This window comes from Phytopseudomonas daroniae (genome assembly GCF_004327285.1).
GTDB classification, from domain to species: Bacteria; Pseudomonadota; Gammaproteobacteria; order Pseudomonadales; family Pseudomonadaceae; genus Aquipseudomonas; species Aquipseudomonas daroniae.
The window spans coordinates 1-25971 of the sequence record NZ_QJUI01000024.1 but is presented as its reverse complement, the minus strand read 5'-3'; the positions used below and the strand labels follow the sequence as shown (position 1 = coordinate 25971).

Annotated in this window: 25 protein-coding genes; 12 read left to right on the top strand and 13 right to left on the bottom strand. The window is 61.6% G+C overall.

Translation table 11 applies throughout. From position 1 onward, the window contains the following. Positions 1–159 precede the first annotated feature (159 nt). Together DNK06_RS21665 and DNK06_RS21660 are read left to right on the top strand one after the other, a co-directional pair. Positions 160–684, top strand: a complete 525-nt coding sequence (locus tag DNK06_RS21665; protein WP_131182066.1) for a nuclear transport factor 2 family protein — start codon at positions 160–162, stop codon at positions 682–684. Positions 685–874: 190 nt separating this feature from the next. Beyond that, a complete protein-coding gene (locus tag DNK06_RS21660; RefSeq protein ID WP_131182104.1) occupies positions 875–1114 on the top strand; it encodes an Atu4866 domain-containing protein in 240 nt (79 codons plus the stop codon). Positions 1115–1157: 43 nt separating this feature from the next. Here DNK06_RS21660 and DNK06_RS21655 read toward each other — a convergent pair whose 3' ends face one another. Together DNK06_RS21655 and DNK06_RS21650 are read right to left on the bottom strand one after the other, a co-directional pair. After that, entirely contained in the window at positions 1158–1748 is a 591-nt protein-coding gene (locus DNK06_RS21655) for a glutathione S-transferase family protein (protein WP_131182065.1), read from the bottom strand. Then, the gene (locus tag DNK06_RS21650; RefSeq protein ID WP_131182064.1) at positions 1745–2173 is read right to left on the bottom strand and encodes a VOC family protein; all 429 of its coding nucleotides are present in this window, start codon (positions 2171–2173) and stop codon (positions 1745–1747) included. Before DNK06_RS21650 ends, DNK06_RS21655 begins: the two co-directional genes overlap by 4 nt. A gap of 113 nt (positions 2174–2286) precedes the next feature. Here DNK06_RS21650 and DNK06_RS21645 point away from each other — a divergent pair, with 113 nt between their 5' ends. Next, positions 2287–3189, top strand: a complete 903-nt coding sequence (locus DNK06_RS21645) for a LysR family transcriptional regulator (protein WP_131182063.1) — start codon at positions 2287–2289, stop codon at positions 3187–3189. A gap of 153 nt (positions 3190–3342) precedes the next feature. Here the strand turns inward: DNK06_RS21645 and DNK06_RS25375 are convergent, their stop codons facing one another. Then, entirely contained in the window at positions 3343–6624 is a 3282-nt protein-coding gene (locus DNK06_RS25375; protein ID WP_242674755.1) for a hypothetical protein, read from the bottom strand. A 494-nt stretch (positions 6625–7118) separates the two neighbouring features. On the opposite strand from DNK06_RS25375, the gene DNK06_RS21635 reads away from it, so the two are divergent. Both DNK06_RS21635 and DNK06_RS21630 read left to right on the top strand, forming a co-directional pair. Then, positions 7119–7301, top strand: coding sequence for a hypothetical protein (locus DNK06_RS21635; protein WP_131182062.1), 183 nt, complete (start codon positions 7119–7121; stop codon positions 7299–7301). A 156-nt stretch (positions 7302–7457) separates the two neighbouring features. Continuing rightward, entirely contained in the window at positions 7458–7922 is a 465-nt protein-coding gene (locus tag DNK06_RS21630; protein ID WP_131182061.1) for a hypothetical protein, read from the top strand. A gap of 112 nt (positions 7923–8034) precedes the next feature. On the opposite strand, the gene DNK06_RS21625 is transcribed toward DNK06_RS21630, so the two are convergent. The 4 genes from DNK06_RS21625 to DNK06_RS21610 all read right to left on the bottom strand — a co-directional run bounded on the left by DNK06_RS21625 (position 8035) and on the right by DNK06_RS21610 (position 12040). Next, positions 8035–9129 (bottom strand): hypothetical protein, encoded by a 1095-nt coding sequence (locus DNK06_RS21625; RefSeq protein ID WP_131182060.1) that lies wholly within the window; start codon positions 9127–9129, stop codon positions 8035–8037. Next, positions 9126–10118 carry a hypothetical protein gene (locus tag DNK06_RS21620; RefSeq protein WP_131182059.1) on the bottom strand — a complete coding sequence of 331 codons (993 nt, stop codon included), beginning with the start codon at positions 10116–10118 and terminating at the stop codon, positions 9126–9128. Before DNK06_RS21620 ends, DNK06_RS21625 begins: the two co-directional genes overlap by 4 nt. A 269-nt stretch (positions 10119–10387) precedes the next feature. After that, positions 10388–10927: a thioesterase family protein gene (locus tag DNK06_RS21615; protein ID WP_131182058.1), complete on the bottom strand. Its 540-nt coding sequence runs from the start codon at positions 10925–10927 to the stop codon at positions 10388–10390. Between the two features lie 777 nt (positions 10928–11704). Beyond that, on the bottom strand, positions 11705–12040 hold the full coding sequence (locus DNK06_RS21610) for an ArsR/SmtB family transcription factor (protein ID WP_131182057.1): 336 nt from the start codon (positions 12038–12040) through the stop codon (positions 11705–11707). Positions 12041–12093: 53 nt separating this feature from the next. On the opposite strand from DNK06_RS21610, the gene DNK06_RS21605 reads away from it, so the two are divergent. Further along, on the top strand, positions 12094–13185 hold the full coding sequence (locus tag DNK06_RS21605; RefSeq protein WP_131182056.1) for an NADH:flavin oxidoreductase/NADH oxidase: 1092 nt from the start codon (positions 12094–12096) through the stop codon (positions 13183–13185). Positions 13186–13329: 144 nt separating this feature from the next. On the opposite strand, the gene argC is transcribed toward DNK06_RS21605, so the two are convergent. After that, positions 13330–14259, bottom strand: a complete 930-nt coding sequence (argC, locus tag DNK06_RS21600) for an N-acetyl-gamma-glutamyl-phosphate reductase (protein ID WP_131182055.1) — start codon at positions 14257–14259, stop codon at positions 13330–13332. A 106-nt stretch (positions 14260–14365) separates the two neighbouring features. Between argC and DNK06_RS21595 the strand changes: the two genes are divergently transcribed. Further along, complete coding sequence (locus tag DNK06_RS21595) at positions 14366–15265, top strand: LysR family transcriptional regulator (protein WP_131182054.1); 900 nt, start codon at positions 14366–14368, stop codon at positions 15263–15265. Between the two features lie 41 nt (positions 15266–15306). Here the strand turns inward: DNK06_RS21595 and DNK06_RS21590 are convergent, their stop codons facing one another. Further along, positions 15307–16464, bottom strand: a complete 1158-nt coding sequence (locus tag DNK06_RS21590; protein WP_131182053.1) for a phospholipase D-like domain-containing protein — start codon at positions 16462–16464, stop codon at positions 15307–15309. A gap of 117 nt (positions 16465–16581) precedes the next feature. After that, positions 16582–16875 carry a hypothetical protein gene (locus DNK06_RS21585; protein WP_131182052.1) on the bottom strand — a complete coding sequence of 98 codons (294 nt, stop codon included), beginning with the start codon at positions 16873–16875 and terminating at the stop codon, positions 16582–16584. Positions 16876–17123: 248 nt separating this feature from the next. On the opposite strand from DNK06_RS21585, the gene olsB reads away from it, so the two are divergent. Next, positions 17124–17882, top strand: coding sequence for an L-ornithine N(alpha)-acyltransferase (gene olsB / locus DNK06_RS21580; RefSeq protein ID WP_131182051.1), 759 nt, complete (start codon positions 17124–17126; stop codon positions 17880–17882). 338 nt (positions 17883–18220) lie between these two features. After that, positions 18221–18988, top strand: a complete 768-nt coding sequence (locus DNK06_RS21575; RefSeq protein WP_131182050.1) for a lysophospholipid acyltransferase family protein — start codon at positions 18221–18223, stop codon at positions 18986–18988. A gap of 1 nt (position 18989) precedes the next feature. Here the strand turns inward: DNK06_RS21575 and DNK06_RS21570 are convergent, their stop codons facing one another. Then, a complete protein-coding gene (locus tag DNK06_RS21570) occupies positions 18990–19838 on the bottom strand; it encodes a universal stress protein (RefSeq protein WP_131182049.1) in 849 nt (282 codons plus the stop codon). Between the two features lie 135 nt (positions 19839–19973). Here DNK06_RS21570 and DNK06_RS21565 point away from each other — a divergent pair, with 135 nt between their 5' ends. Continuing rightward, entirely contained in the window at positions 19974–22694 is a 2721-nt protein-coding gene (locus tag DNK06_RS21565) for a cation-transporting P-type ATPase (protein ID WP_131182048.1), read from the top strand. A gap of 7 nt (positions 22695–22701) precedes the next feature. Here DNK06_RS21565 and DNK06_RS21560 read toward each other — a convergent pair whose 3' ends face one another. Beyond that, the gene (locus DNK06_RS21560) at positions 22702–23745 is read right to left on the bottom strand and encodes an AbrB family transcriptional regulator (RefSeq protein ID WP_131182047.1); all 1044 of its coding nucleotides are present in this window, start codon (positions 23743–23745) and stop codon (positions 22702–22704) included. A 436-nt stretch (positions 23746–24181) separates the two neighbouring features. Here DNK06_RS21560 and DNK06_RS21555 point away from each other — a divergent pair, with 436 nt between their 5' ends. After that, the gene (locus DNK06_RS21555; protein WP_165493690.1) at positions 24182–25093 is read left to right on the top strand and encodes a GntR family transcriptional regulator; all 912 of its coding nucleotides are present in this window, start codon (positions 24182–24184) and stop codon (positions 25091–25093) included. A gap of 12 nt (positions 25094–25105) precedes the next feature. Here DNK06_RS21555 and DNK06_RS21550 read toward each other — a convergent pair whose 3' ends face one another. After that, the gene (locus DNK06_RS21550) at positions 25106–25687 is read right to left on the bottom strand and encodes an acyl carrier protein phosphodiesterase (protein ID WP_131182046.1); all 582 of its coding nucleotides are present in this window, start codon (positions 25685–25687) and stop codon (positions 25106–25108) included. Positions 25688–25777: 90 nt separating this feature from the next. Here DNK06_RS21550 and DNK06_RS25235 point away from each other — a divergent pair. Next, positions 25778–25971, top strand: a 194-nt coding sequence (locus DNK06_RS25235; RefSeq protein WP_207390031.1) for a hypothetical protein, incomplete at its 3' end; no start/stop codon positions are given.

Here is a 25971-nt window from a genome sequence, read left to right as displayed (position 1 = left end):
GCGCTCCCCTATCCGCTCGGACGATCGTACAAGGAAGCAGGACGATGCGGCTACGGGCAGGCACCGCCATGGAGGCAGACTCATTTCACCCGGAATGAAACCGATTGGCTCATCCCGGCCACGCCCCTAGAAACGACGACGAGACCAAGGAGCCCCACCATGCACCCACCGCCCCCGCGTAGTATCCGCTCAGCCACTCTGGCATCCACGCTGCTGATCAGCCTGGTTCTATGTTCGAGCGTCGCCAGTGCGGCCGTAGAACGTGATGTCGAAACACGCAACAAGCAAATCGTCACCGAGGCGTTCGATCGCTGGGCTGCCGGCGGAACGACGTTCTTCAGCGACGTGCTGACGCCCGACGTGACGTGGACGATAAAAGGATCCGGCCCCAGTGCTGGCGTCTTTCAAGGCCGTGAGCATTTCGTCGAGCAGGCCGTTCGCCCCTTCGTGTCGCGTCTATCCACCTCAATCAAACCGGTCAGCAAACAGGTCTGGGCAGATGGAGACCATGTGATCATCAACTGGGATGGCGCCGGGGTTGCGCGCGACGGCCAAGCCTACGAGAACAGCTATGCGTGGATCTTCCACATGCAGAACGGCAAGGCGGTGGAGGTCACCGCGTTCCTCGATCTGGTGCCCTACGATGACGTGCTGCAACGCATTCCTGCACCTGCGGCCGAGTGAGCGAACTGCCCGTGGCGGCCGTTACAGACGCTGGCGCAGCCAGTAACCGGAGAGCGATATGACTTATCGACCAGCGATCATGAGCGGCCTGTTGCTCGGCTCGCTTTACCTGTTCCCACCAGCACCGGTGCTCGGCTCAACCCCGACCGCCACGGGCGACGAACACAGACAGCGGAGCGTGGAGAAAACAATGCCCAAACACTCATATGTCGGAATGTGGGTAACAGATGATGGACATATCCGCCATGAACTGCTGCCCAATGGCCGCTATGACGAAGCCAGGGGGAATCAGGAAAGCGCCTATCAAGGCCGTTATGAAGTGGAAGGCACCCACATCGATTATTGGGACGACACGGGCTTCACCGCCGATGGCGAATTCGTCGACCAGAACACACTCCACCATGGCGGCATGATCTTCCGCCGCCGATGATGCAGGGCAAGGCGTAACCTGCGCGCCACCCTTGTCCCTCCCACTATCGCGGCTTGGGCAAGTACCCCGGCAAGGCCTCCAGTCGTGCGATCCAGCGTGCGACGTGGCGGTACGGGGCGAGATCCACACCGCCTTCCGGGGCCAGCGCCACGTAAGGATAGACCGCGCAATCGGCAATCGAAGGCCGCCCGATCGCCAGCCAGTCATGGTGCTCCAGATGCTTGTCGAGCAGCGAGAGAACCCCTGGCGACTTCGCCAGAGCAGCGGGCTGATCCAGGTCATAGCCGAACTTCTGCACCAGCCGTGCGGTGCACAGGCTGTGCTGAACCTCGTTGGCGGCGAAAGACAGCCACTGAACGATATCCGCCTGGCCTTGGGGATGAGCCGGCCACCACGCCAGGCCACCGTATGTGCCCGCGAGGTAAACCAGAATGGCCTGCGAATCGCGGAAGACCCGCGACCCATCCTGCAGAATCGGCACTTGACCCAACGGATTCAGGTCGGCGAGCGGCGGCTTCTTGTGCGCACCGCTGAGAAAATCCACTGCCTCTATTTCCAGCTCGATATTGGCCAGAGCGGCGAAAAGCCTGACCTTGTAACAGTTGCCAGAGCCGTCCAGATCGTACAGTTTCATTGTGCATCTCCATCGACCAGCTGATTGAATTCAAGGACGTTGCCATCCGGGTCACGGATGAACAGCGCGATACGCCGAGGGCCGATGTGATGCGGTCCCTCGGTGATGACGATCCCCTGCGCCTCCAGCCAGAGCTGGAGGGCCTGGAGATCATCGACAATGAAGGCCGGGTGAGTCATTCCGGGCAGCTTTATCGGCGCATCCAGCAACGCGTTGTGGGCCTTGGGCACGCGCACGCCGTTGAAGATCAGGTTGATACGCACACCATCCGCGGTGAGCATCTCGTTGGCCTCGAATTGCGGAAAGCTCGCACTCTCCACGAAGCCGAGCATCTGGTAGAAAGACAGCGCACGGTTCTTGTCGCTGACGCGAATTCCGATATGGTCGTATGCCATGATTCGGGCGGGGCTAGATCGCTGGTTCATGATTGAAACTCCGGGTGAGATCAGTCCCTGCAGTTTCCGCCCAAGCCCGTGTTCCACCTATGGTGTGAACCTGACAAGACCTATGCGGTAATCGCACAAATCGAAGGGTGACAATGGACAGGCTCAAGGCAATGGCCAATTTCGTGCGGATCGTCGACAGCGGCAGCCTGAGTGGAGCGGCCGATTCGACGGGCCAGTCCGTCGCGTCGCTGGTACGCTCGCTGGCTGCGCTGGAGCGCTACCTGGGAGTTCGTTTGCTGAACCGCAGCACGCGGCGCATGGCCCTCACCGACGAAGGCGAGCAATACCTGGCCTGGAGCCGCCGCACGCTCGCCGAATTCGATGACATGGAACAGCGGCTGGAAGCGCGTGATGGCGTCGCTCGCGGCCTGCTTCGGGTGACCGCACCCATGGAATTCGGGCAGCGCTACGTGGCACCGCTGGTAAACGCCTTTCTCAAGGATCACGGAGAAATAGCGGTCGAGCTGAGCCTGAACGACCATATCGTTCCCCTGCTCGATGACCGCCTCGACCTGGCGCTGCGCATCGGCCACCTGCCCGACTCGGCCATGATTGCGCGCAGGATCGGCACCACGCGACTGGTCACCTGCGCAAGCCCGGACTACCTGCACACCGCCCCTGCCATCGATACGCCGGAATCGCTGCGCGAGCACGCCTGCATCACATTGGCCTCGCAAGGCAGGCACTGGTACTACCGCCACAAAGGCAAAGAGCTGGTCGAAAACATTACGCCGAGGCTGGTATGCAATCAGATTCGTGCCGCCAGCCAGGCCAGCGTACAAGGCGTAGGCATTACCCGGCTGATGCATTACCAGGTGGCGGACGAGCTGGCTGACGGCCGCCTGGTCAGAGTCCTCAGGGATTTCGAACCGGCGGATTTACCAATTCAACTGGTCTATCCGCACTCCTTGCAGCTCTCGCCGCGCGTCAGAGCATTCGTGGAATGGGCGTGCCCGCAACTGGAGAGGCTTACGCCGGATCCTGATGATGACTAGCGTCTGTTTTCAGCCAGAAGTGGATTCATCCCTTTTCAAGCGACCATAAGGTGGGCAATCGCATCGTCGATCCAGGTTCTCTCGCAGGAAGCTCGACCGGTGGAATTGCTCCCAGGCGGCCGAGCACGTGGTGATCAGAGGCGGTTACATGACCTACGCCATCTGTGTATCGAGGTTGGCACCATCCCCCTTGTAGTCGTCGTGCACCAGGTGATCCCAACCGTTTTCAGGTAGGCGGCCTTCCTCACGGTAGAACTCGTACTCCTCTTCGCGGTACTCGAAGATGCTCTGGTCATCCGGCGCGTCCCGCTGGGCGTAGTTGTACATGTAGTCATCCAGGAACTCGTAGCGAAGCAGGCCGTTTTCGGTCAGCAGGCCCTGCTCGTCCAGATCCTTGAACAACTGGTCGAGATCGGCACGATGAGCGTCCATACGGTTGTTGTGCTTGATGTCCTCGACGATCAGGAACGGCGTCAGCGCCACGGTCAATGCAGCACCTACCCATAACAACGGACCGGCGATGGCCCTGGCGGCATTCGAACCCATCAGGGCGGCCATCTGTGCACCACCGCCCGCGAAATTGAATGCTCCGGCGGCGACGGTGATCGCACCTTGCGCTACAGCGACCTGATCGTTGCTGCTCACTCCCGACTTGATCTTCAAGCCGCCCAGCACCAGATCGGCAATGCCGGTGAAGGTGTTGGCGCCGGCATCCATGATCCGCAGGAATGCAGAAATACCCCGGGTGGTCGGTGTGCTGCCATTGAGTCCGGGATTCTTGGCGAAGCCATCGCGGAAACCATCGTTGAGCGTCTTGAGCTGCTCGTCGGACATGTTCAGCTTTTCCGCGAGCTTCTCCTTGTTGTCGATGGGGGCGGCATCGATGGCGGCGTTGAAGTCTTCGAAAAGCTTCTTCACCTCCCCCTCGACCAGGCTGATATTGCGCCCGGCTCCTTCCGGTACATCCTTGCCAAAGATCTGTGGCAACGACTTGTCCAGCCCGAGCATCTGATTGACCTGGGTGCCGCGGATGCTGTCGTAGATATTGCTGCCCAGGTTGACGAAATGTTGGCCAGCGCCGAGTACGCTGACGAAGTCCTTGGCAATGGCCAGACGCTCTTCCGGCGTATCAGCCAAGGTACCGCCCTTGCCGGCAAGCTGGTAGATGCCCGACGCCAGGGAAATCAGACCGCCCGTGGAGCCCAGCGCACCATTGGCGTTCAGTTCGGTGATGGTCTTGAGCATACTGCCATGGGCGCCCTCGCCCAGGGTTTTGTAGATATCCTTGCCCATGACCTTGTCGATATCCGCAGTGGTCACCGTGCCATTCTTGGCGAAGGTCGCGCCCAGTTCCTTCAACGCCTCGCCAAAGGCCTTGGCGGTCTGCTTGTTACCCAGGAACTCCTGAACGAAACGCTCCGTTTCCACGGTACGACGGGTCATGTCGACGCCGCCTTTCTTCAGCGTGGTGAGGAGCGTCTTGATAGCGTCCTGCGTAGCCAGGGCGGTGTTGTCATCGCTGATGAGCGAAGGATCCGCCATCAGCTTGTCGAGATCCATGGTGGTGGCATCGATCATCATGTGCTGCGAAAACTGTGCAGCCTTGTCCGGATCGAACGCCGCGATGGAGGCGTAGGTCTTGGCGATATCCGCTTCGGCCAGATCACCCAGCCCCTTTTCCTTCAGGTCAGCGATATAACGCGAATACTCTTCGGAAAATGCCGTGTCTTCGAGTTTCTCGCGCACGCCGTCTTTGTCTGGCAGCGCGTCCACGGCCTTGTCTTGCTGAGCCTGGAAATCCTTCTGGACACTTTCGGAGCCGAACAGCTGGGCAACCTGCTCGTCGACCTTGTCCCGATCGATGATCGAGGACAAATCATCGCCATTGGCCTTGGCGGTGTTTTTGCCCATGGAGATGTCCAGCGTCACCATGTCCAGACCATTTTCAGTGGCGGCCTGGGCGCGTAAGGCGTTGTACAGTTTGGCGCGGTCGTCATCCCTGGCGATACTGCCGTTGTCGATCCCGGCCTTCCAGTCCTTCATCAGGTTCTGCCAGGTCATCTCGCTGACCGTGAGCTTGCGGTTCTTGTCGTTGGGATCGACAGTGGTGGTCTCGAGATTGGCGATATCGAGTTCGCTTGCCGGTGGCAGCCCGGCAGCTTTACGGGCGAAATCCATCTTGCTGTCCTCAGTCGGCTCAGGCCCCTTGAGGGCGGAAAATCCATGCTTGCCGAAGTCCTGCAGGCGCCCGGCCTCGGTGCCATGCCTGGCCTCGCCGCTCTTGGTGACGCCGTCGATACTGCCGTTACCAATGTCGCCGCCAGTGAGCACCTTGCCATCGGCATCGTGTGTCTCGATGTGCTCCAGCACCTGGGAGGCGCGGTAGGCGGCATCGGCGTCGGTTTCGAAATCACCGACCTGCTCCTTGAGCATGTCCTTGATGCCGCTCTGGTTGCCCAGGTTCTTGAGCAGGGGATCGCCGTCGATGATTTCCTGTGCGCTGCGCTCGTCGTTCTTCGGCCGCTCCCAGACGATGCCCAGTTGTTCGGCCTGCGCCCTGGCCTCCTTGTTGTCCGCAGCCGAACTGGGATTACGCAGCTCGCCCTGCAAGTGCGAGAAACCGTACTTGCCGAAGTCCTGCAGGCGGCCCGCCTCGGTGCCGTTCTTGGCGTCACCGCCCTTGGTAAAGCCATCGACGCTGCCATTGCCGACATCCTTGCCGGCAATCTTGTCACCCGAAGCGTCGAGCGTTTCGATGTGTTCGAGCACCTGCGCCGCACGGAACGCGGCATCGGGATCGTTCTCGAAATCACCGACACGCTCCTTGAGCATGTCCTTCACGCCGCTCTGGTTACCCAGGTTCTTGAGCAGCGGGTTATCGTCGATGATCTCCTGCGCCGAACGTTTGTCGCCTTCCGGGCGCTCCCACTGAATGCCAAGCGCCTCGGCCTGCTCACGGGCTTCCTTGTCATCGGCAGCGGTGCTCACGTCGTTGAGCTTGCCTTCGAGATGGCCGAAGCCATATTTACCGAAGTCCTGCAGCCGGCCGGCTTCGGTGCCGTGCTTGGCATCGCCGCCTTTGGTGAAGCCATCCACTCGGCCGTTATCGATGTTATCGCTGACGATGCGATTGCCACCGCCGTCTATCTTCTCGATATGTTCGAGCACCTGAACGGCCCGAAAGGCGGCGTCAGGATCATTCTCGAAATCGCCGACGCGCTCCTTGAGCATGTCCTTCACGCCGCTCTGGTTACCCAGATTCTTGAGCAGCGGGCTATCGTCGATGATCTCCTTCGCGGAGCGCTTGTCGTCCTCGGGCTTCTCCCAACGTATGCCTGCTTGCTTGGCCTGCTCGGCAGCCTGCTCCCAGTTTTTGACGGAGTTCGAATCTCCATCCGCGTTGACGCCTGCATTGCTCGTAGCCTTGACGGTCATTGTCTAATCCTTCTGCGGGACACCAGAAAAGTGCAGTGACTGCCGGTGCTTGCATGGCTGCTCGCAAGCCTCGCTACTGGATGAACTGGCAAAAGTGGATACGGAGCGCTTGCGCTCCGCCCGGATCACGCCCTGAACGTAAATACGCATCGGTAGCGGGACGCGCTCCATGAAAACCGCTGCGCATGAAAATACGATGACGCTTCATCAACCGGCCTGCTGGGCAAGCTGATGCAAGTCGTACACGTTGGCGAGGATTTGCGAGGCGTAAACGTTCTGGCCGAAGAAGACCGTATCGAGCTCTACAGGCTGCCGGGATGACGTTTCATCGGTGAACTGCGGCGCACGCTCATATCAGCTGAATCCTTCTGGCTCCCACACAGTCATACCTCACCAGTGGTAGCAGATTCTTTTGACCTTTCTTCCGGCCGGCTACAGGCCATGACCGAGGTGCAGATATGGCGACGCATAGTGAGATGGTACTGGAACAGGCCATGCTGGCCGTTCTGGGTGCCTGTATCGATCTGGGTTATGACGTCGACAGGTTGACCCAAAAAGCTCAGGTGCTGGTTCTGGATAACAGCAAATATACCTACGTCGAGCAGCCCCATGCCTCGACGCCACACGAGGCGATTGAAAGAGCGCTTTCGACCGTGAAAAGCGCTCCGCGTCTCTAGGGTCGGCTCCCAAAGCTGTGAAACGCTGTGAAATATTCAGCGATTTGCGAATTGCTGTGAATGCAATGCGCGCGAGCCATTTGCTTGCTGCTAACGTCCGGGACGACGGCAGCATCAACTGCCACGCGCCATACATCCATTGAGGGAGCAGGGCCGATGTCTACTACCGTGTCACCCACTGGCGGCAACCCGAATACGCAAAATTCCTCGACTTCGGTATTCGATGCCAAGCTGGATATCGCCAAGTCCAGCAAGACCATCGCCGACTACATGCGCCAGAACGGAAAGTCTGCCATTACCGGGCGAGAAATCTCGCAGTTGGCCAACGATACGTCGGGCAAGGTTCCTGCCGATGTTGTCGAGGCGGCCAAATACATGCAGCGCCATCCGGATGTATTCACCGCCATCGAAACCCACGACGTGGCGGGTGCCGATGATCTATCTGGCGTCTGGAACCTCGATTGGGCAGCCAGTGGCGGGCTGAAGGGCACACCGACCGAGGCCATTGCCAAGATGCAGGACACTTTCGACTTCGCCATCGCCAAATCGGCGCAAATCACCGAGATCACCACCGCCAGTAAAGCCGAGCTGGATTCGACCAAGCAGCGACCGAGCAACTGATACCAGGGCGCGCAGGCGGCGCCCTACTCCTTATCGAACGTCAAGGAGCCGTGATGCCCCTTGGCGTTCGGCCGTCATCACTGCCGCGCGCCATTCGTCCGTGCAAACGGTCTCAAGGATCCAGCCGCCGACGCAGCCATGAGAACGGCGCCAGCAGGCAAAAAACCGTATACGCCATCGACCGTGTGAGGATGCGTGCCAGCACGGGAGCCGGTCGCCACTCACGTCCGGGCACGAAGGCACCAACCGGACGAAAGTGCGTCAGCGGGCGGGTCAGAAAACCGTGCCACAACCCTTCACGTGAAATCAGCACGCGCAGATTCTCGGGGATGAAGAACCCCGAATGACGGTAATCCTCGGTACGCACATTGAGAACCGCTTTTGCGTCATAGCCCGCCACTCCGCCAGGGCCCGCTCCGGGAATGGCGTATTGCGCATAGGGCACTGCGCCGTCCTGGGCGCCGACGTGATTCAGAATGGCCTCGATGCGGCCCTCGGCGACAAGGCGATCCCAATCGAAATCCGGGCGTACGATGCTCGCTGCGGTGATGATGCGGCCGAACTTCAGGTCGGCGAAATCCGGGTCTTCCAGTACGCGCGATAAAAGCAGCGTGCCAAAACTGTGGGCAATGATGTCCGGCCTCGACGGATGCCGGCTTTTCTCTGCCTGCCCGATGGCGATCCTCATCCGCTCGCCCAGGCGCTTGGCCAGCCGGCGGTGCAGCCAGCGTGCGAATACGTCGATGGTCGCCCAGCCGTATTTGTAGATGAGCACAGGCGCTGAATAGCTGAGGCGGTTGGCGATTTCCCAGCTGAATTCTTCCTGCCATTTGGCACGGCTGTTCATGCCATGGATGACGATCACCCACCTGATATCGCGGCTGCTCTGTCCCGCCAGCCGATAGAAATACTCGACGATGGCCTCGCAACCCTCCTGCTGATAATCCGTGTGGCAATACGGGCAGGAGACCGGGCATACACCAGGCGGCAGAACCCTGGCGCATTCGCGAACGGGGCAACGATAGGCCTCGATTCTGCGCGCCGCCGCGGATGCGACGAGGCTGTCGAAGAAGGCCTGCAGGGCTTTGTCGCTTTCCAGAGCATCGACCGCCTGTGCGAACTGCTCCAGGGTGAATTCCAGGTCAACGCCCTGCTCCAGGCGCCGGTTGATTTCCGCCTGCCAGCGGCTTAGTGATGATGGACTCATGGCGCGTTGTTGTACTCCCAGAGCAGCTCGACGATGCGCACGATGTCCTCGCGCTTGCACTGCGCCCAGATCCGCAACCTGGCCTCGCGGCCATAGACCTGAACGGCGATTCGCCGACTCGTGCCATGCTCCTCGGCGGCAAAATGCAGCATGCCCTGCGCCCGGTCGAACTGGCCCGTATCCACGGCCTGTAGCACCACGCGCACCGGCTCCACGGCTTCGATTCCGCCTTCTGCCAGGGTCGACGCCATTTCCACATAGCCGCCATCGAGCTCGAAGCGGGTCGAATGCACGCCCTTTCCTTTCGCCGCTGCCACCTTCACCGCCTGGTTGAGCGGAATCGGCACCGGGGCAGTATCCGAGCAGCCGATGGCCGCCAGCGTCGCGCGGATATCCTGGAAGACGGCCTTGTGGTCGATGTCGGGGTTGCGGTGGATCAGAATCGCGCAATAGGGATCGCCGAAACGCCATTCGTAGCGGACGACACTGCGGTCGAGGCGTTGCCGATAAGCATCGAAGCGATAACGCTCCAGCCCTTCTTCAACAACGAAGTCCTTTGGCTTCCAGCGATTCCAACCGGCCTTGCACTGATGCCAGACCATCGACAGACCGCCGTTGCCCAGACCGATATGCTTCAGCTCCAGCGTCTCGGGAAACTCCAGACTGGCGCTCGCACTCAGTGCACCGGCATGTGGGCTTGCCGCGATACCGGCGGCGAGCGCGCCGGGCTCGATCTGCGGGGGCTCGATTAGGTAAAGGTGCTGATCGCCCCAACCCTCGACTTCCGCCAGCCAGGCTTCTAGGTTTTCCTGGGTAAGCTCATCGGCATCGATGGCGGCGTCCAGGTTGGCGGCAAAGTCTTCCTTGGTCGCCCCGATCCTGGCGCTGGTGCCACGCAGCAGCTCCTTGATGAAGGCATTTCCCTGGGCAACGATGACGCGTCGCACCAGCTCCTTGAGTTGCGGTTTGCTCAGCGGTTCCGTGCCCATGCCCTCTCCGATGCAAAGCCTCATGCCGGAGCGTGACAAGCGCACCGCATGAAATAGCGATGCGCCATCATACTGCGTGGAAAGGTGTTTCGCTTCACTGGGATAACCTGCCGATCACTCGGTTGGGCCTCAGGCAACGCTCCGGGGAATGTTGCCCTTTGCCCCAGGAGACGGGGTCTCACAATCGATAGAGCCGGTTTACGTCTAGAGGGTAATCTGAACCCTCCGAGCAGCCTGAAGGCTCCATGGCTACGCGATGTTCAGCCTGTTTACTCCTGCTCGCTACGCAACTGGTTGCTCAGTTGCTCGCAACTCTCAGACCAGTTCGTCAGCCAGGACGGCAGTTCCGGGGATTGCTCCGGCAAACCCAGTTCGCGGGCATATTCTGCCGGCGGCACGTTGCCTTTCGGCCCCCGAAACAACCCACGCATGATGACCACGCCCACCACCCGACCAGCCTTGACGAAACGGTGCTCGACGAAACTCCACTTGTCATCCCAACCCAGCATACGGGTGTGAATCTCGAAAGCTTCGAACAGCTTCAGCTCGCGGCGGAACTTGCCCCACACGTCGCCGACGATGGGCAGAGCACGATGGCGCAGGGCAACCTGAAACGCGCCACTGCGCAGCACGTAATCCATACGCCCGACATCGGAGAGAGTGAAGTAGCGACCGTTGGTGACATGGCGGTTCAGATCCAGATCCAGCGGCCAGACGCGCATGCGTACGACAGTGGTTTCAAAAGCAGGTACCGGCCGGCGCCATGGTCGGCGCAGGAGCATCAGAAAAAGACGAAACCAGAGATTCATGAGGTAAAGGCCTGCGTAAGCGAACGACGCTGCACTGTAAGCAGGGCGCGTCAGGCAAGGTAGCTGCAGAACTGCCTTACTCCATGGGGTTTACGCAAAAAGCCACTGCCATACCCGTCAAGCTACCCATCGAAACCCTGCTAACGAACAAACCATCCACTAACCCTCTACTGCAGGCGTTTCAATTACGGCGCAGTCATAACCCCGACGTCGAATCGGCCTCATCGTCACAGGGATGGATATTGCCAGCGATTCCCTTGTCCCCCGACTCCAACGCCCTTTTTGTTTGGGCGATGAAGTCGAGAAACACCGCTTGCACCAGTGCACAGTTGGCGAGTTGTGCGGTGCTCAGATACCTGCGCCCTACGCATTGACCGCTCGCAGACATGGCTTTGAAACATATGCCCGTCGGGCCTCTTTCGAGGTCGAGCTGACAACCTGTTTCAGCAGTGAATCTATTTATATATTTGTCCATAAGCTTGTGAGGCAAAGACATGTAAATCGGTTCGCACTGTATGGATACCGCTCGTCACGCCACTCGCTTCCTGACCCCCTTGGGCCAATCACACTCTCGATGAGGGCGCTCGATCCACTCGTGACGCTGCGAAAACGTGCATAGGGCTCCGTGGCCTGTCGAGGCCCATCTGGAAAACCAGATCGAGGTCTCCATCGATGTGCGTACGCAGCGGGTATGAGCGTGTGCAGCGGCAACCTTTTCAGCTGAGGCCGCAGGGAGAAATCATCAGTTCGAATGAAAGGTATCGCAAAAGCCCGCGATCACTGCTGCAGCAGGATGGCGGCCAGCAGTCCAGGGAAGCGTGTATTCAGCTCATCGGCGCGCAGCGAGTTCATGTGCGTGGTACCGATATTGCGGGTATGCACCAGGCCGGCATCGCGTAGCACCCGGAAATGGTGGGACATGCTGGACTTCGGGCGGCCGCCATCGAGTTCACCGCAGGTGGCTTCCGGCACACCTGACAGGCAGCGAACGATTTCCAGGCGGACAGGATCGCTCAGGGCGTAAAGCAGACGCTCGAGAGTCAGGTCGCTGGGATCGGGATGTTTGAAGGCTCGCATGCTGCACATGATAACGAGGCTATCGACAATTGCCATAGTTCGATTATGATCGAACAAACGTAAATGAACGAACCATCCGGAGTCTGTCCATGTCTGCGCTGTTCGAACCCTTCAAGCTGAAAGACGTTACCCTTCGCAACCGCATCGCCATCCCGCCGATGTGCCAGTACATGGCTGAAGACGGCGTCATCAACGATTGGCACCACGTTCACCTGGCCAGCCTGGCCCGTGGCGGCGCTGGTCTGCTGGTCGTCGAGGCCACCGCCGTGGCGCCGGAAGGCCGCATTACCCCGGGTTGCGCCGGCATCTGGAGCGATGAGCACGCCCAGGCATTCATCCCGGTGGTCAAAGCCATCAAGGCTGCCGGCTCCGTGCCAGGCATCCAGATCGCCCACGCCGGCCGCAAAGCCAGCGCCAACCGCCCGTGGGAAGGTGATGACCACATCGCGGACAACGATTCGCGCGGATGGGAAACCATCGCGCCGTCCGCCATCGCCTTTGGTGCCAACCTGCCGAAAGTGCCGCGCGCCATGACCCTGGAAGACATCGCCCGTGTGCGCCAGAACTTCGTCGACGCCGCCCGCCGCGCCCGTGACGCCGGCTTCGAATGGATCGAGCTGCACTTCGCCCACGGCTACCTGGGCCAGAGCTTCTTCTCCGAGCACTCCAACCAGCGCACCGATGCCTACGGTGGCAGCTTCGAAAACCGCAGCCGCTTCATGCTGGAAACCCTCGCCGCCGTCCGCGAAGTCTGGCCGGAGCACCTGCCGCTGACCGCCCGCTTCGGAGTGCTCGAGTACGACGGCCGTGACGAGCAGACCCTCGACGAATCCATCGAACTGGCTCGCCGCTTCAAGGCTGGCGGCCTGGATCTGTTGAGCGTCAGCGTCGGCTTTACCATCCCCGATACCAACATCCCATGGGGCCCGGCATTCATGGGCCCCATCGCCGAGCGCGTGCGCCGCGAAGCCGACCTGCCCGTAACCTCCGCCTGGGGCTTCGGTGCGCCGCAGTTGGCGGAAGACGCGCTGAAAGCCGGCCACCTCGACCTGGTCTCGATCGGCCGCGCCCACCTGGCCGACCCGCACTGGCCATACTTCGCCGCCAAGGAACTGGGCGTCGACAAAGCCTCCTGGACACTGCCAGCCCCCTACGCCCATTGGCTGGAACGCTACCGCTAAGCGGCGATAGCGCCGTTCGCCCGGCTACTGGAGTAGCTGGGCGAACGCAGCAATCGAGGACATCTGATCCCCACGAACTCCCTACTGGGAGATGCCCACTGTCTGTAGAAAGCGATACCCAGATACACCTGCAGATCACTCCGCTCACACACCACTCATCATCAGATCTAAATTCTGCACCGCAGCCCCGGCTGCTCCCTTCCCAAGATTGTCGAAAACTGCCGCCAGTAAAACCTGTCCCGATCCCTCGTTATCCAGGATGGCTAGTCGCATTCCATCGCTTCCATTGAGTGATTGAGGATCCAGATGAGTCAGCTCATTCGCCTCATGCCTCGGCATTACTTGAACGTGCTTCGTAGCGCGGTAGTGCATTTCTAGGCACTCATGTAGCTGCCGGGCGTTGACGCCCTCGGCTAGAAAGCGGCTGTGCAGTGCAACGGTTAGCACGATGCCCTGCCGAAAGGCCCCATAGGCAGGCACGAAGACAGGCCGCTCTGTCAGCCCACTTTGCTGCTGAATTTCCGGAACATGCTTATGAGCGAGGCCAAGACCATAGACCTGAAATGCCGGAGCCAGTATGGACTGCTCTCCTTCGTACTCATCAATGCCGGTTCGGCCTTTCCCGGAATACCCGGATACGGCATGGATGACCGCGGGATAATCTCGTCGCACTAAGCCAGCTCTCAACAATGGTCTTAGCAATCCAATCGCGCCAGTGGGGTAGCAACCTGGGTTACTGACCCGGTTCGCCATCGCGATTCGCCGAGGCTGTCCGGAATCCATCTCGGCAAAGCCATAGATCCAATCTGGATGAGTACGATGCGCGGAACTTGCATCAATGACCCTGACATCAGGGTTTTCAATAGCTGCCACAGCGTCACGGGACGCCGGATCGGGCAAGCAAAGAATCGCAAAATCACAGGTATTGATGGCCTCGGCACGACGCCTGGAGTCCTTACGATGCTTGGGAGCCAGCGTTATCAACTTGAGATCGCTTCGATTACGCAGACGCTGGTGAATCTGCAAGCCGGTGGTGCCTTGGTCGCCGTCGATAAATACAGTCGGATATTTCATGAGTCTTCAACTCTTGGAGAAGAAATCTCATCCTCCAAGAACCAATAAAGTTGTAAAAGTTGAATTTATAAAACCTATAATTCATATTTTCTGAATCGAGCTACTGATGCGTGAAATCAGCCTGGATCGCCTGCGCACACTGGTTGCCGTCGCTGACTTGGGTTCGTTTGCCGAAGCGGCCACACTGCTGAATCTCGCGCCGCCAACCGTCAGCCTGCATATATCGGAGCTGGAATCGCGTGTTGGCGGCAAGCTCCTCACCCGTACTCGAGGAAACATTCAGCCCTCTGCGATTGGCTACACATTGATTGAACGTGCACGCCGCTTACTGGCGGATGCCGAGCAAGCGCTGGACGAAGTAAAGCGACAGGTGCAAGGACTGACCGGACGTGTACGACTAGGCGCCTCTACAGGCGCACTCGCCCAACTGTTGCCGCAGGCGTTGGAGATATTGAGCGAGCGCCACCCGGCAATAGATGTTCAGGTATCCGTACTGACATCACAGGAAACACTGAAGAACCTTGCCGAGGGCCAATTGGAAATTGGCTTGGTCGCACTGCCGCAGTCAGCCGTTAAAAACCTGCATATCGAGCCGTGGAGACGTGATCCCGTGATGGCTTTCGTACCCGCTCGCTGGGATTGCCCCGATAGGGTGACGCCAGAATGGATGGTGGATCAACCGCTGATTCTGAATGACAAAAGTACTCAGCTATCGAGGCTGGTTGCCGACTGGTTTGTCCATGCTGAAAAGCAGCCGGTACCTCGTATTCAGTTGAACTACAACGATGCGATCAAAAGTCTCGTCGCTGCGGGATATGGCGCAACGCTGCTTCCCCACGAAGCGTCGACACCGCAACCCGACGCAAGAATCCTCATGCGCTCCATACATCCTACGCTGTGGCGACAACTCGGGATCGCCCATCGAAGCAAAGATCTGGAACGCTCGACGCAGCACGTTCTCGATGTCTTATGGGAGTTGAATACGGATCAGATACCGGAAGATTAACCCGCAGGCCATACGCCTTTACCTGCGCATGCTGGCTCGTATCAACGACGCCGATCGAGCAGATTGACCACCAGGCGATCCAGCCAGCCCCACAGGCGCTGACGCAGACGTTTCCAGAACGGCCGCGCCTGCCACATCTGCAAATCGACCTCGCGACTCTGCGGGAAATCGGTTTCGAAACTCTGCAGCACCGCCTGGGTGAAGTCCGCATCCAGGGTCTCGACGTTGGCGTCGAGGTTGAAGCGCAGGTTCCAGTGGTCGAAGTTGCAGGAACCGACGCTGCTCCAGTCGTCCACCAGCACCATCTTCAGATGCAGGAAACGCGGACGAAACTCGAAGATCCGCACGCCCGCCTTGAGCAGCCGCGGGTAGTAACGCTGCCCGGCAAAGCGCACGGGCGGGTTATCGGTGTGCCGGCCACTGAGCAGCAGGCGAACGTCGACGCCCCGCGCCGCTGCCTTGCGCAGCGCACGGCGGACTTTCCAGGTGGGCAAAAAGTACGGGGTGGCCAGCCACACGCGCCGTTGCGCACCGTTCAGTGCACGGATCAGCGATTGCAGGATGTCGCGATGCTGACGGGCATCGGCATAGGCGACCCTGCCCCAGCCCGGCCCGGCTGGCGGCAGATGGGGCAGCGGCTTGCGATGCGGTGTGAGGTACGGGCGCCAGGCGAACCGGGCATTGTTGGCCTGCCACTGGCGGTCGAACAGTTGCAGCCAGTCGGCCACCAGCGGCCCGTCGATTTCCACCATCACCTCATGCCAGGCGCTCACCGGCTCGCCGGGCGTCCAGAACTCATCGGTGGAGCCGGTTCCACCTACAAAGGCGGTTCGCTCGTCGATCACCAGTAATTTGCGGTGATCGCGGTACAGGTTGCGCATGCCACGGCGCCAGCGCAGCGGGTTGTACCAGCGCAGTTGTACGCCGGCATCGAGCATCGATTGGCGGTCGCGCAGACTGAGGCCCTGGCAGCCGAAGGCATCGAACAGGCAACGCACCGTCACGCCGCGTCGCGCGGCCTCGCACAGGGCACGCAACAGGGCGTCGGTGCAGGCACTACTGACCACCAGATACTGCTCGATCTCGACCGTCTCAAGGGCGGCGTCGATGCACGCGATCATCCGCGGGAAAAAGACCGGCCCATCGTTGAGCAGGGTGAAGCGATTACCTTCCCGCCAGGGAAATACCTGACCGGCCATCAATCACGCACAGAAGGAAAATGGGACGACGGGCACATGGCATCTCGGCAGAGAGGTGGGGGATGCGCCACGATAGCCGTCCGGGTACGCCTTGCAAAGCACGGTGCGCATGGCAAATCAACGCCGCTGGCCGCACATCCGGCAGCGGTCGCCTGCCATCACGCCCGTGCAGCGCTCACAGCCGCCATCCAGGGTGCCGCGGCGCCAGCGCCAGATCTGCAGCAACCGCTGCGTGGCCCACAACGCACCGCACGCCGGCAGCAGGATCATCCAGGGAAAAATCGCCCGCGCGGTCTGCGCCCAAGACGCGAACGAGCCGCTCTGCTGGGACAGCAACACCAGGCCCATCAGCGCGACCAGGCCACCGGCTATGAGGATGAAGGGCAAACCCAGGTTTCTGATGAAGAACATTCGGTGCGTGCGCTCAAAGGCTATCGGTCGCACATGGTAAGCAAGGTTGCGGCAAGACTGAACCCGATCGTTCGCCAGCACCGATGTGCACCCTCCGCGGGAGCTGTCACACAAGCATCACCAAAGCTTCACAGTGGTGACACCAGCCCTGCCTAGCCTGCGTTTGTTTCCTGAGTTTACTCAGGTCAGCAGGCCAATCCGGTTCGAGTGCGCAGCAGCGCTGCCCCGACCCGCAACGGAGGTAAGGCATGACCCAGAACGCCATGGCACCCGCGCGCAGCACCACTTCCCGTCGTCTGCAGGCCGAGCGCCTGACCACTCCGTGCGCCTTGCGCGAGGCACAGGCCCTGCGCTTCCGTGTATTCAGCGCCGAGTTCGACGCCAAGCTGAAAGGCGCCGAACTGGGTCTGGACATGGATGACTATGATCTGCACTGCCGGCACATCGGCGTACGTGACCTGAACAGCGGCGAGCTGGTGGCGACTACGCGCCTGCTCGACCACCAGGCAGCCGCCGGCCTCGGGCGCTTCTACAGCGAAGAGGAATTCGCCCTGCATGGCCTGCGTCACCTGCAAGGGCCGGTGCTGGAGATCGGCCGCACCTGCGTGGACAGCGCCTACCGCAATGGCGGTACCATCGCCGTGCTCTGGGCCGAGCTGGCCGAGGTACTCAACGAGGGCGGTTATCGCTACCTGATGGGCTGCGCCAGCATTCCCATGCAGGACGGCGGCATCCAGGCGCAGGCGATCATGCAGCGTCTGCGCGAACGCTACCTGTGCACCGAAAATCTGCGCGCAGAACCGAAAACGCCACTGCCTGCTCTGGAGCTGTCAGGTAACGTCATCGCCGAGATGCCACCGCTGCTCAAGGCCTACATGCGCCTGGGTGCGAAAGTCTGCGGCGAGCCGTGCTGGGACAAGGATTTCCAGGTCGCCGACGTGTTCATCCTGCTCAAGCGCGACGAACTGTGCCCGCGTTATGCGCGGCATTTCAAGGCAGCGGTCTAAGAACCTGTTCACGATCTTTCGACGAAATTTCATGTGCAATGACAGCAAAGAAGCGCAAGCGGCCGGTCGTAGGATGGGTGAAACCCATCGGAAATTGATGGGTTTCACCCATCCTACGGGCTGGTGGATGAAAAGAGCGTCATCCACCCTACATCTGCTTACGCCTTATTGCCGTCATTCATAGGCATATGGGTTCCCAAGTACACAAAGATCATGGACAGGCTCTGAGAAGACGCTTGTCGATGGCGGCCAGGCGCGGTAGATAATGCCGCGCCGGTCGCTGTCAGTTCTCGATCAGGGCCCCTCCGACTACTAGCCTTAGCAGGTCAGAAACACCGATGAGCAAACTGCGTTTGTATATGCGCCTGACCCGCCTGCTGGCGGTAATCGCTGTAGCCACCCTGCTCGCCGCCCTGCTGGCTCCCATCGAACGCCTGAGCCGCCGTGACCTGATGGGGTTGCGCCAGCGCCTGACTCGCTGGCTCCTCGCCCGCCTCGGCAACGCCCTGCCGTTTCGCGTCAGCGTCCACGGGCAACTTCCACAAAAGCCCATGCTGTGGCTGAGCAATCACATCTCCTGGACGGACATTCCGCTGATCGGCATGCTGGCGCCGCTGTCGTTCCTGTCCAAGGCCGAGGTGCGCACCTGGCCGGTAGCCGGCTGGCTGGCGCACAGGGCCGGCACGCTGTTCATTCGGCGCGGCGCGGGCGATGGCGGCTTGCTGAACCAGCAACTGGGGCGGCACCTGAACAGCGGTCGGCATCTGCTGATCTTTCCCGAGGGCACTACCTGTGATGGAACGGCGCTGCGTACCTTTCACGGCCGCCTGCTGAGCAGCGCCATCGAAAGCGGCATCGATCTGCAGCCGGTGGCCATTCGTTACCTGCGTGATGGGCAGGTATGTCCTGTGGCGCCCTTCATCGGTGATGACGACATGCTCTCGCACCTGCTGCGCCTGATGAGCAGCGATGTCGCCGAGGTGCAGATCCAGTTGCTGGAGCCCATCGACAGCCAGTCAGGCAATCGCAACGAACTGGCCCGTCGCGCCCAGGCGGCCGTCGCTCAGGCGCTGTATGGCGAAACCATTGTGCAGCAGGCGGCCTGAATCAGGCGTGCGGTGGCACCACCAACACGTCGCCGTGGCTGTCCGCCAGCATACGACTGGCAATGCTGCCGAGCAGAAATCGCTGAATCCCCTGGCGGGCATGGGTGCCCATCACCAGCAGATCCGCCGCGGTCTCCTTGCGCACCAGCTCCAGCGCATGCCCCGGCTCGCCCAGAGGTAAGTGCAGACGTGCTTCGGGAAAGCTCACGCCAACCCCTTCCAGGCCGCGCAGCAGTTGCTCGCGCGCCTCGCGGGCCTGGGCCTGCAGCAAGCGTCGGTCGTTGCCCACTTCGGCCACCACGCTCACCGGGATCGGCGTGATGGCATAGACCGCGTCGCAGTGCTCGAGGTCGAGCAGATCCAGCTCGCGGGCACGCTGCAAGGCCTGCAGCGAAGCCGGCGACAGATCCAGCGCCAGCAGGGTATGCGCATAGTCCCCCCGCACCTCGTTGGCCACACGCAACACCGGCACATGGCATGCACGGATGAGGCGCGCCACCGTGGTACCTCTGAACAGGTCGAGCAGACGACCAGGCCGATGCTGGCCGACCAGGATCAGATCGGGCTGCAACTGTTCGGCGATCTCGGTGATGACCTGCTCCACCTGCCCCCGCAAGACGAGAACCCGCGGACGGCTGCCTGCCTGCTCGGCGACCTGCTGCGCCTGTTCCTGCAACAGCGCCTCGGCACGCTGCACATGTGCCGTTACAAAGTCTTCGGGCGCATCGTCATCCACCACATGCAACCACGTCCATTCGCCGCCGCCCTGCTTGTGCATCAGCTGTGCAGCACGCTGCACAGCTGGCGCGGAGCGTTCCGAGAGGTCGGTTGCCACCAGTAGTTTTTTCATTGTTGGTCACCTCGCTGACCCTGGGTTCATGCCCATTGAACGCCGTAACGCGGCGTCGAATCTTGATCCAGGTCAGACCGCGGGCAGGCAGCCGGGCTACCGTTGCCCCCATGCAAACCAATGGAGAACACCGACATGCCCCAGCGAAACCCCGCCGCTGCAGAGCACCGCTGGCATGCCCTGGATAAACAACATGCGCTGGACGAACTGGCCAGCGGCAACGATGGCCTGAGTCAGGACGAAGCCACCCGGCGCCTGCACCAGCACGGCGCCAACCGGCTGCCACCGCCGAAACGCCGTGGCCCCCTGCGCCGCCTGCTGGCGCAATTCCACAATGTGCTGCTGTACATGATGCTCGCCGCGTCGCTGGTCACCGCACTGCTGGGCCACTGGCTGGATACCACGGTGATCCTCGTCGCGGTGCTGGTCAACGCAGTCATCGGCTTCATCCAGGAAGGCAAGGCCGAGAACGCCCTGGATGCCATCCGCGACCTACTGTCGGCCCATGCCATGGTGCTGCGTGGCGGCGAACGCCGGGAGATCCCCGCCGAGCAACTGGTGCCCGGCGACGTGGTGCTGCTGGCCTCCGGCGACAAGGTGCCTGCCGATCTGCGCCTGCTCAGCGTGAAGAATTTCAACGTCGAGGAAGCTGCCCTCACCGGGGAGTCGGTGCCGGTGGAGAAATCCGTCGACGCCGTGGCACCCGACGCCGCCCTCGGCGACCGCCGCGGCATGGCCTATTCCGGCACCCTGGTCAGCAGTGGCCAGGCCGTCGGCCTGGTGGTCGCCACCGGGGTCGACACCGAACTGGGCCGTATCGGCACCCTGCTACGCCAGGTGCAGAGCCTGTCCACGCCGCTACTGCGGCAGATCGACCGGTTCAGCCGCTGGCTGGCGCTGGCCATCGTCCTGTTCGGCGCGGCGACCTTCGTCCTCGGCACCCTGTGGCGCGGCCAGCCGGCGGCGGACATGTTCATGATGGTGGTGGCGCTGACCGCCTCGGCGATCCCCGAAGGCCTGCCGGCGATCATGACGGTGATCCTCGCCCTCGGCGTGCAGCGCATGGCCAAGCGCAACGCCATCGTGCGGCGCCTGCCGGCGGTGGAGACCCTCGGTTCGGTGACGGTGATCTGCTCGGACAAGACCGGCACCCTGACGCGCAACGAAATGACCGTGCAGCGCGTGGTCAGCGCCAGCTCCATCGTCGATGTCAGCGGCGTCGGCTACGCGCCCGAGGGCGGCTTCCAGCGCCACGGCCAGGCGGTCGGCGACGGTGATGCCGAACTGCAGGAAATCGGCCGCGCCGCCCTGCTGTGCAACGATGCCCGGCTGCAGCAGGACAACGACGGCCACTGGCTGCTGCACGGCGACCCGACCGAGGGCGCCCTGCTGACCCTGGCGCTCAAGACCGGCCTGGACGTTGCCGAGCTGCACGGCCGGCTGCCGCGCAGCGATGTCATTCCCTTCGAGTCCGAACACCGCTTCATGGCCACGCTGCACCATGACCATGAGGGCCACGGCGTCATCTACCTCAAGGGCGCGCCGGAACGCATCCTCGAGATGTGCGCCAGCCAGCGCGGCGGCGACGGCAGTGAACAGCCCCTCGACGCCGATTACTGGCGCCGCCAGGCCACCGACCTGGCCGCCCGCGGCCTGCGCCTGCTGGCCATCGCCGCGCGCGCGGCGCCGGCCGAACAACGCAGCCTGAACATCGCCGACGTCGAGCAGGGTTTCAGCCTGCTGGCCCTGGTCGGCATCATCGATCCGCCACGCGAAGAGGCCATTGCCGCGGTCGCCGAGTGCCGCCGTGCCGGCATCTCGGTACGGATGATCACCGGCGACCACGTCGACACCGCCCGCGCCATCGGTGCGCAACTGGGCATCGGCATCGATCGCCCGGCCATGACCGGTGCCGAGATCGAGCTGCTCGACGACCAGCGCCTGGCACAGGTGCTGCCCACCGTCGAGGTGTTCGCCCGCGCCAGCCCGGAACACAAGCTGCGCCTGGTGCAGGCCATGCAGGCCAGCGGCCAGGTGGTGGCGATGACCGGTGACGGGGTCAACGACGCGCCCGCCCTGAAACGCGCCGACGTCGGCGTGGCCATGGGCCGCAAGGGCACCGAAGCGGCCAAGGAAGCCGCCGAGGTGGTGCTGGCCGACGACAACTTCGCCAGCATCGCCGGGGCGGTGCGCGAAGGCCGGGCGATCTACGACAACCTGAAGAAATTCATCCTGTTCATGCTGCCCACCAACGGCGGCGAAGCGCTGATCATCATCAGCGCGATCCTGTTCCAGCTCACCCTGCCGCTGACCCCGGTGCAGGTGCTGTGGATCAACATGGTCACCTCCAGCACCCTGGGCCTGGCCCTGGCCTTCGAACCCTCGGAGAGCGGCCTGATGAAGCGCGCCCCGCGCGACCCCGCCGAACCGCTGCTATCGGGGTTCTTCGTCTGGCGCGTGCTGATGGTCTCGGTGCTGATGATGGCCGGCGCTCTGGGCCTGTTCCTCTGGGAGCTGGAACGCGGCACCAGCCTGGAAAGCGCGCGCACCATCGCCGTCAACACCGTGGTGATGTGCGAGATCTTCTACCTGTTCAACAGCCGCCACATCTTCGACTCGGTGCTCAACCGCGAAGGGCTGCTGGGCAACCCCGCCGTACTGATCGCCATTGCCGCCTGCGTGGTGCTGCAGTTGCTGTTCACCTACGCCCCGCCGCTGCAGCAGGTGTTCGGCGCCACCGGCCTGAGCGCCAGCGAATGGCTACGGGTACTGGCGGCCGGCGCCCTGCTGTTCTGCGTTGCCGAACTGGAGAAAGCACTGATCCGGCGCTACAGACGGCCGAGAACGGAAGGATGAAACGCCATCAAGGGCACCTGCGCTCGCTCTGTCGCTGCCAACGCCTGAAGATCGGCTCGGCGAGAAACAACACCACGAACAGCCGAACCACCTGCATCGCGGTAACCAGCGGCACCGCCAGTTGCAGGGTTTCCGCGGTCAGACTCATTTCGGCGATCCCGCCCGGCATCATGCCCAGGGTCAGGGATTGGAAACCCAACCCGCTCCCCCAGCCGATCAGCACCGCTGCCAGGAACGCCACCAGCATCATCGCCAGCGTGGTGAGCAGGGTGCGGGCCAGAAACGAAGGCGCGTAGCGGAAGAAGGCGCGATTGAAGAAACAACCCAGTGCACTGCCGATCATCAACTGCCCGGCCTGGCTGGCGCCTGCGGGCAGGGTGCTGTGCAGATCGAAGCCGATGCTGATGATCGCACTGACCAGCAGCGGCCCGAACAACCAGGCATTCGGCTGCCTGAAACGCTGCATCAACCAGCCCGCCGTCCCCGCCAGTGGCAGGATCAGCGCCAGCCAGGGCCAGTCGGCATGGATGGGGTGCGGGAAGGCCTCGCCGTCACCGACCAGAAACTTGAACAGCGCGGGTACCAGCAGCACGACCGCGACTACCCGCAGGCTCTGCGCCGCGGCGACCCGGGTAAGCTCCGCGCCGTTGCGAGCCCCGAGGTTGACCATCTCCGTCGAACCGCCAGGCATGCTGGAGAAGTAGGCCGTCGCTGCGGTTTCCCCGGTGCGGCGCATGAACCATACGCCGATGATGCTGCTCAGTACGGTGATGAACGCACCGATGATGATCGGCACCAGGTGCCCGGCAATCTGCTCGACCAGCGCCGGCGTGAAGTGCAGGCCGATGCCGATACCGATGATCCATTGCCCGAACTTGCGACCTCCAGGGAGTGCCTGCAACTGCCAGGCGGTGGTGCAGCGCACCAGGATTACCGCGACCAGCGAACCAATCATCCACGGCAGCGGCCAACCGATGGCGCTGGCGATCAGGGCACCGATAGCGCCGACCAGCGGCGTTCCCAGGTAATTCAGCCAGTGGCCTTTGAACATTGTTTCCCCTTAGGTACATGCAACTGCAGTGCGGCGGTAACCCCGGTGGAGGAGCGCCCCGCAAGAAAAGAGCCTGCTGGCCTGAGTCTCGATCGGGTGCGCCGATGCGAGTGACGATCGAACCCCGCCGGGCATTGGAGAGAAGTGGAAGCACGGCAAGCGGTCATGCTTTTTATCGCAACGGAGCTCATACAGCCGATAAAAGACCAACAAATAGCGCTCTGTAACGGACTTTATCGGTACATCAGGGAAGATAATATTGATCTTAATCGAAACAAAAAACAATATATGTTTAAAGTAACGGCTCGCTACAACACCTTTGCGCGAGGCAGATTACGTAGCAGAATGCAGTGCCTGACTGGCACGTTCAGCCAGACCGGCAGTGCCCCCACGGAGAATCAACGCCACCGCCATGGCTCAGGAAAACACTCACTCGATGGCTCTCACTGCCCTACAGAAACGCGTCGCCCGCGAGGTCATCGCCTACGTTCGCCGCGAGCGCCTGCCCGTTGGCCATCACCTGGCGGAGTCACAGCTGGCGCAGACATTGAACACCTCGCGCACGCCGGTGAAATTCGTACTGAGCCATCTCACCGAGCGCGGCATGCTCAAGCACGACCGTAACCGTGGTTTTTTCCTTGCTCGGGCGGCCGATGATCTCAATGACCTGGTACTGGAGATCGCCGAAGCCGAAGAGGATTCGGTGTATATGAAATTCGTCGAGCTGCGCCTGTCGCGGCAGCTCCCGGAGCACCTCACCGAAATCGACCTGATGCGCCAGTTCGGCGTCTCGCGCACCGAACTGCGCTCGGCGTTGCTGCGCATGCAGCAGGAAGGCTGGGCCGAGCAGCGCACGGGCCAGGGCTGGCGAATGCTGCCGGTGATCGACTCGGTAGAGGCCTACGAGGAAAGCTTCACCTTCAGGGTGACCATCGAGCCGGCCGGCCTGCTCTCACCGACCTTTCAGGTCGATCAGAAAGTGCTGGCGCTGTGTCGCCAGCAACAGGAATACATCGCCAGCAGCGGCTATCTGAGCATGACCACTCAGGAGCTGTTCGAGGCCAACTCCAAATTCCACGAGATCCTCGCCGGCTTCTCGGGCAATCGCTTTCTGCTGCAATCGCTGAAACGCCTCAATGGCTTGCGGCGTCTGGTCGAATACAGCGTGGATCTGCCTCGCCCACTGCGGCAGAAGCAGGTGCTGGAGCATCTGGAAATTCTCGACCTGATCGAGCTCGGCGACCGCCTCGGTGCAGCCGATCGCCTGCGCGCGCACCTCGAAGGCGCCAGACGCAACAAGCTCAATCCCGCATTGCTCGCACGTCTCGGCCTGCTGAGCGAAGACTGAGCAGGAAAGAATCTACAGTTGCCCGCGCTGCTCACGCGCAAAGGCCATCAGCGCCGGGTAGAAGGCGCTGAAGTCTTCGCTCAGCGGCTCATACAGACGACGCAGATCCTCCAGGCCACCGTCCAACAAGCCAGGCCGGGAAAGGCGCCGGGACATACCGGCGATCACCTGCTCCAGCACCTCGAATTCCCGGTAGCTGCCCAACCAGTCCTGGGCCGCCATGCGCGGTGCCATGCGTTGCAGATTGCCAGGTAAACGCAGCTCGGCAGCCAGAACCCCGTAGACGCGCGCCGTGAACTGCTGCAGAGGTTGCTCGCTGTAGCGCTGCCAGTCCCGCGCCAGGCAGTGATCGAAAAACAGATCGAGGAGAATCCCGGCAACCCGCCGCCGATCGGCGGGAAAACGTGCCCGCGCCCGCGCCTGCAACGGATGGCTGTCGGTAAAGGCATCGATACGCCGATGCAGGGCGATACCCGCCTCGATGGACGCCGGCCATTGCCCGCTCAGTGGCCCTTTGACGAAATCGCCATACAGGCTGCCGAGCAATTCGGCGGGCGCGTTACCGCCCAGGTGCAAATGTGCGAGGTAGTTCATGGCGTAAAGCTTAACAGGCTGTTGAAAACGTCGGCGAGGCAGTCAGCACAAGGCAAAAACAGGCGAGAAAGCGGAGTTTACAAGCTGTAAATGAGCATTTTGACCGGGCTGGCGATCCAGCCTGTTTTTAACGCCGCGATGGCAACGCAGGTAGCTGTTAGAGCCATGCCTTTCAACATCTTTGAGCAGCCCAGCCTGTATGCTTGGCGGCATCGTCAAGCAGGTGGAGAAGGATCATCTGGCAAGTCATTGTTGAGAAGTACGAGCAGCAGGCCCCTGCAGCG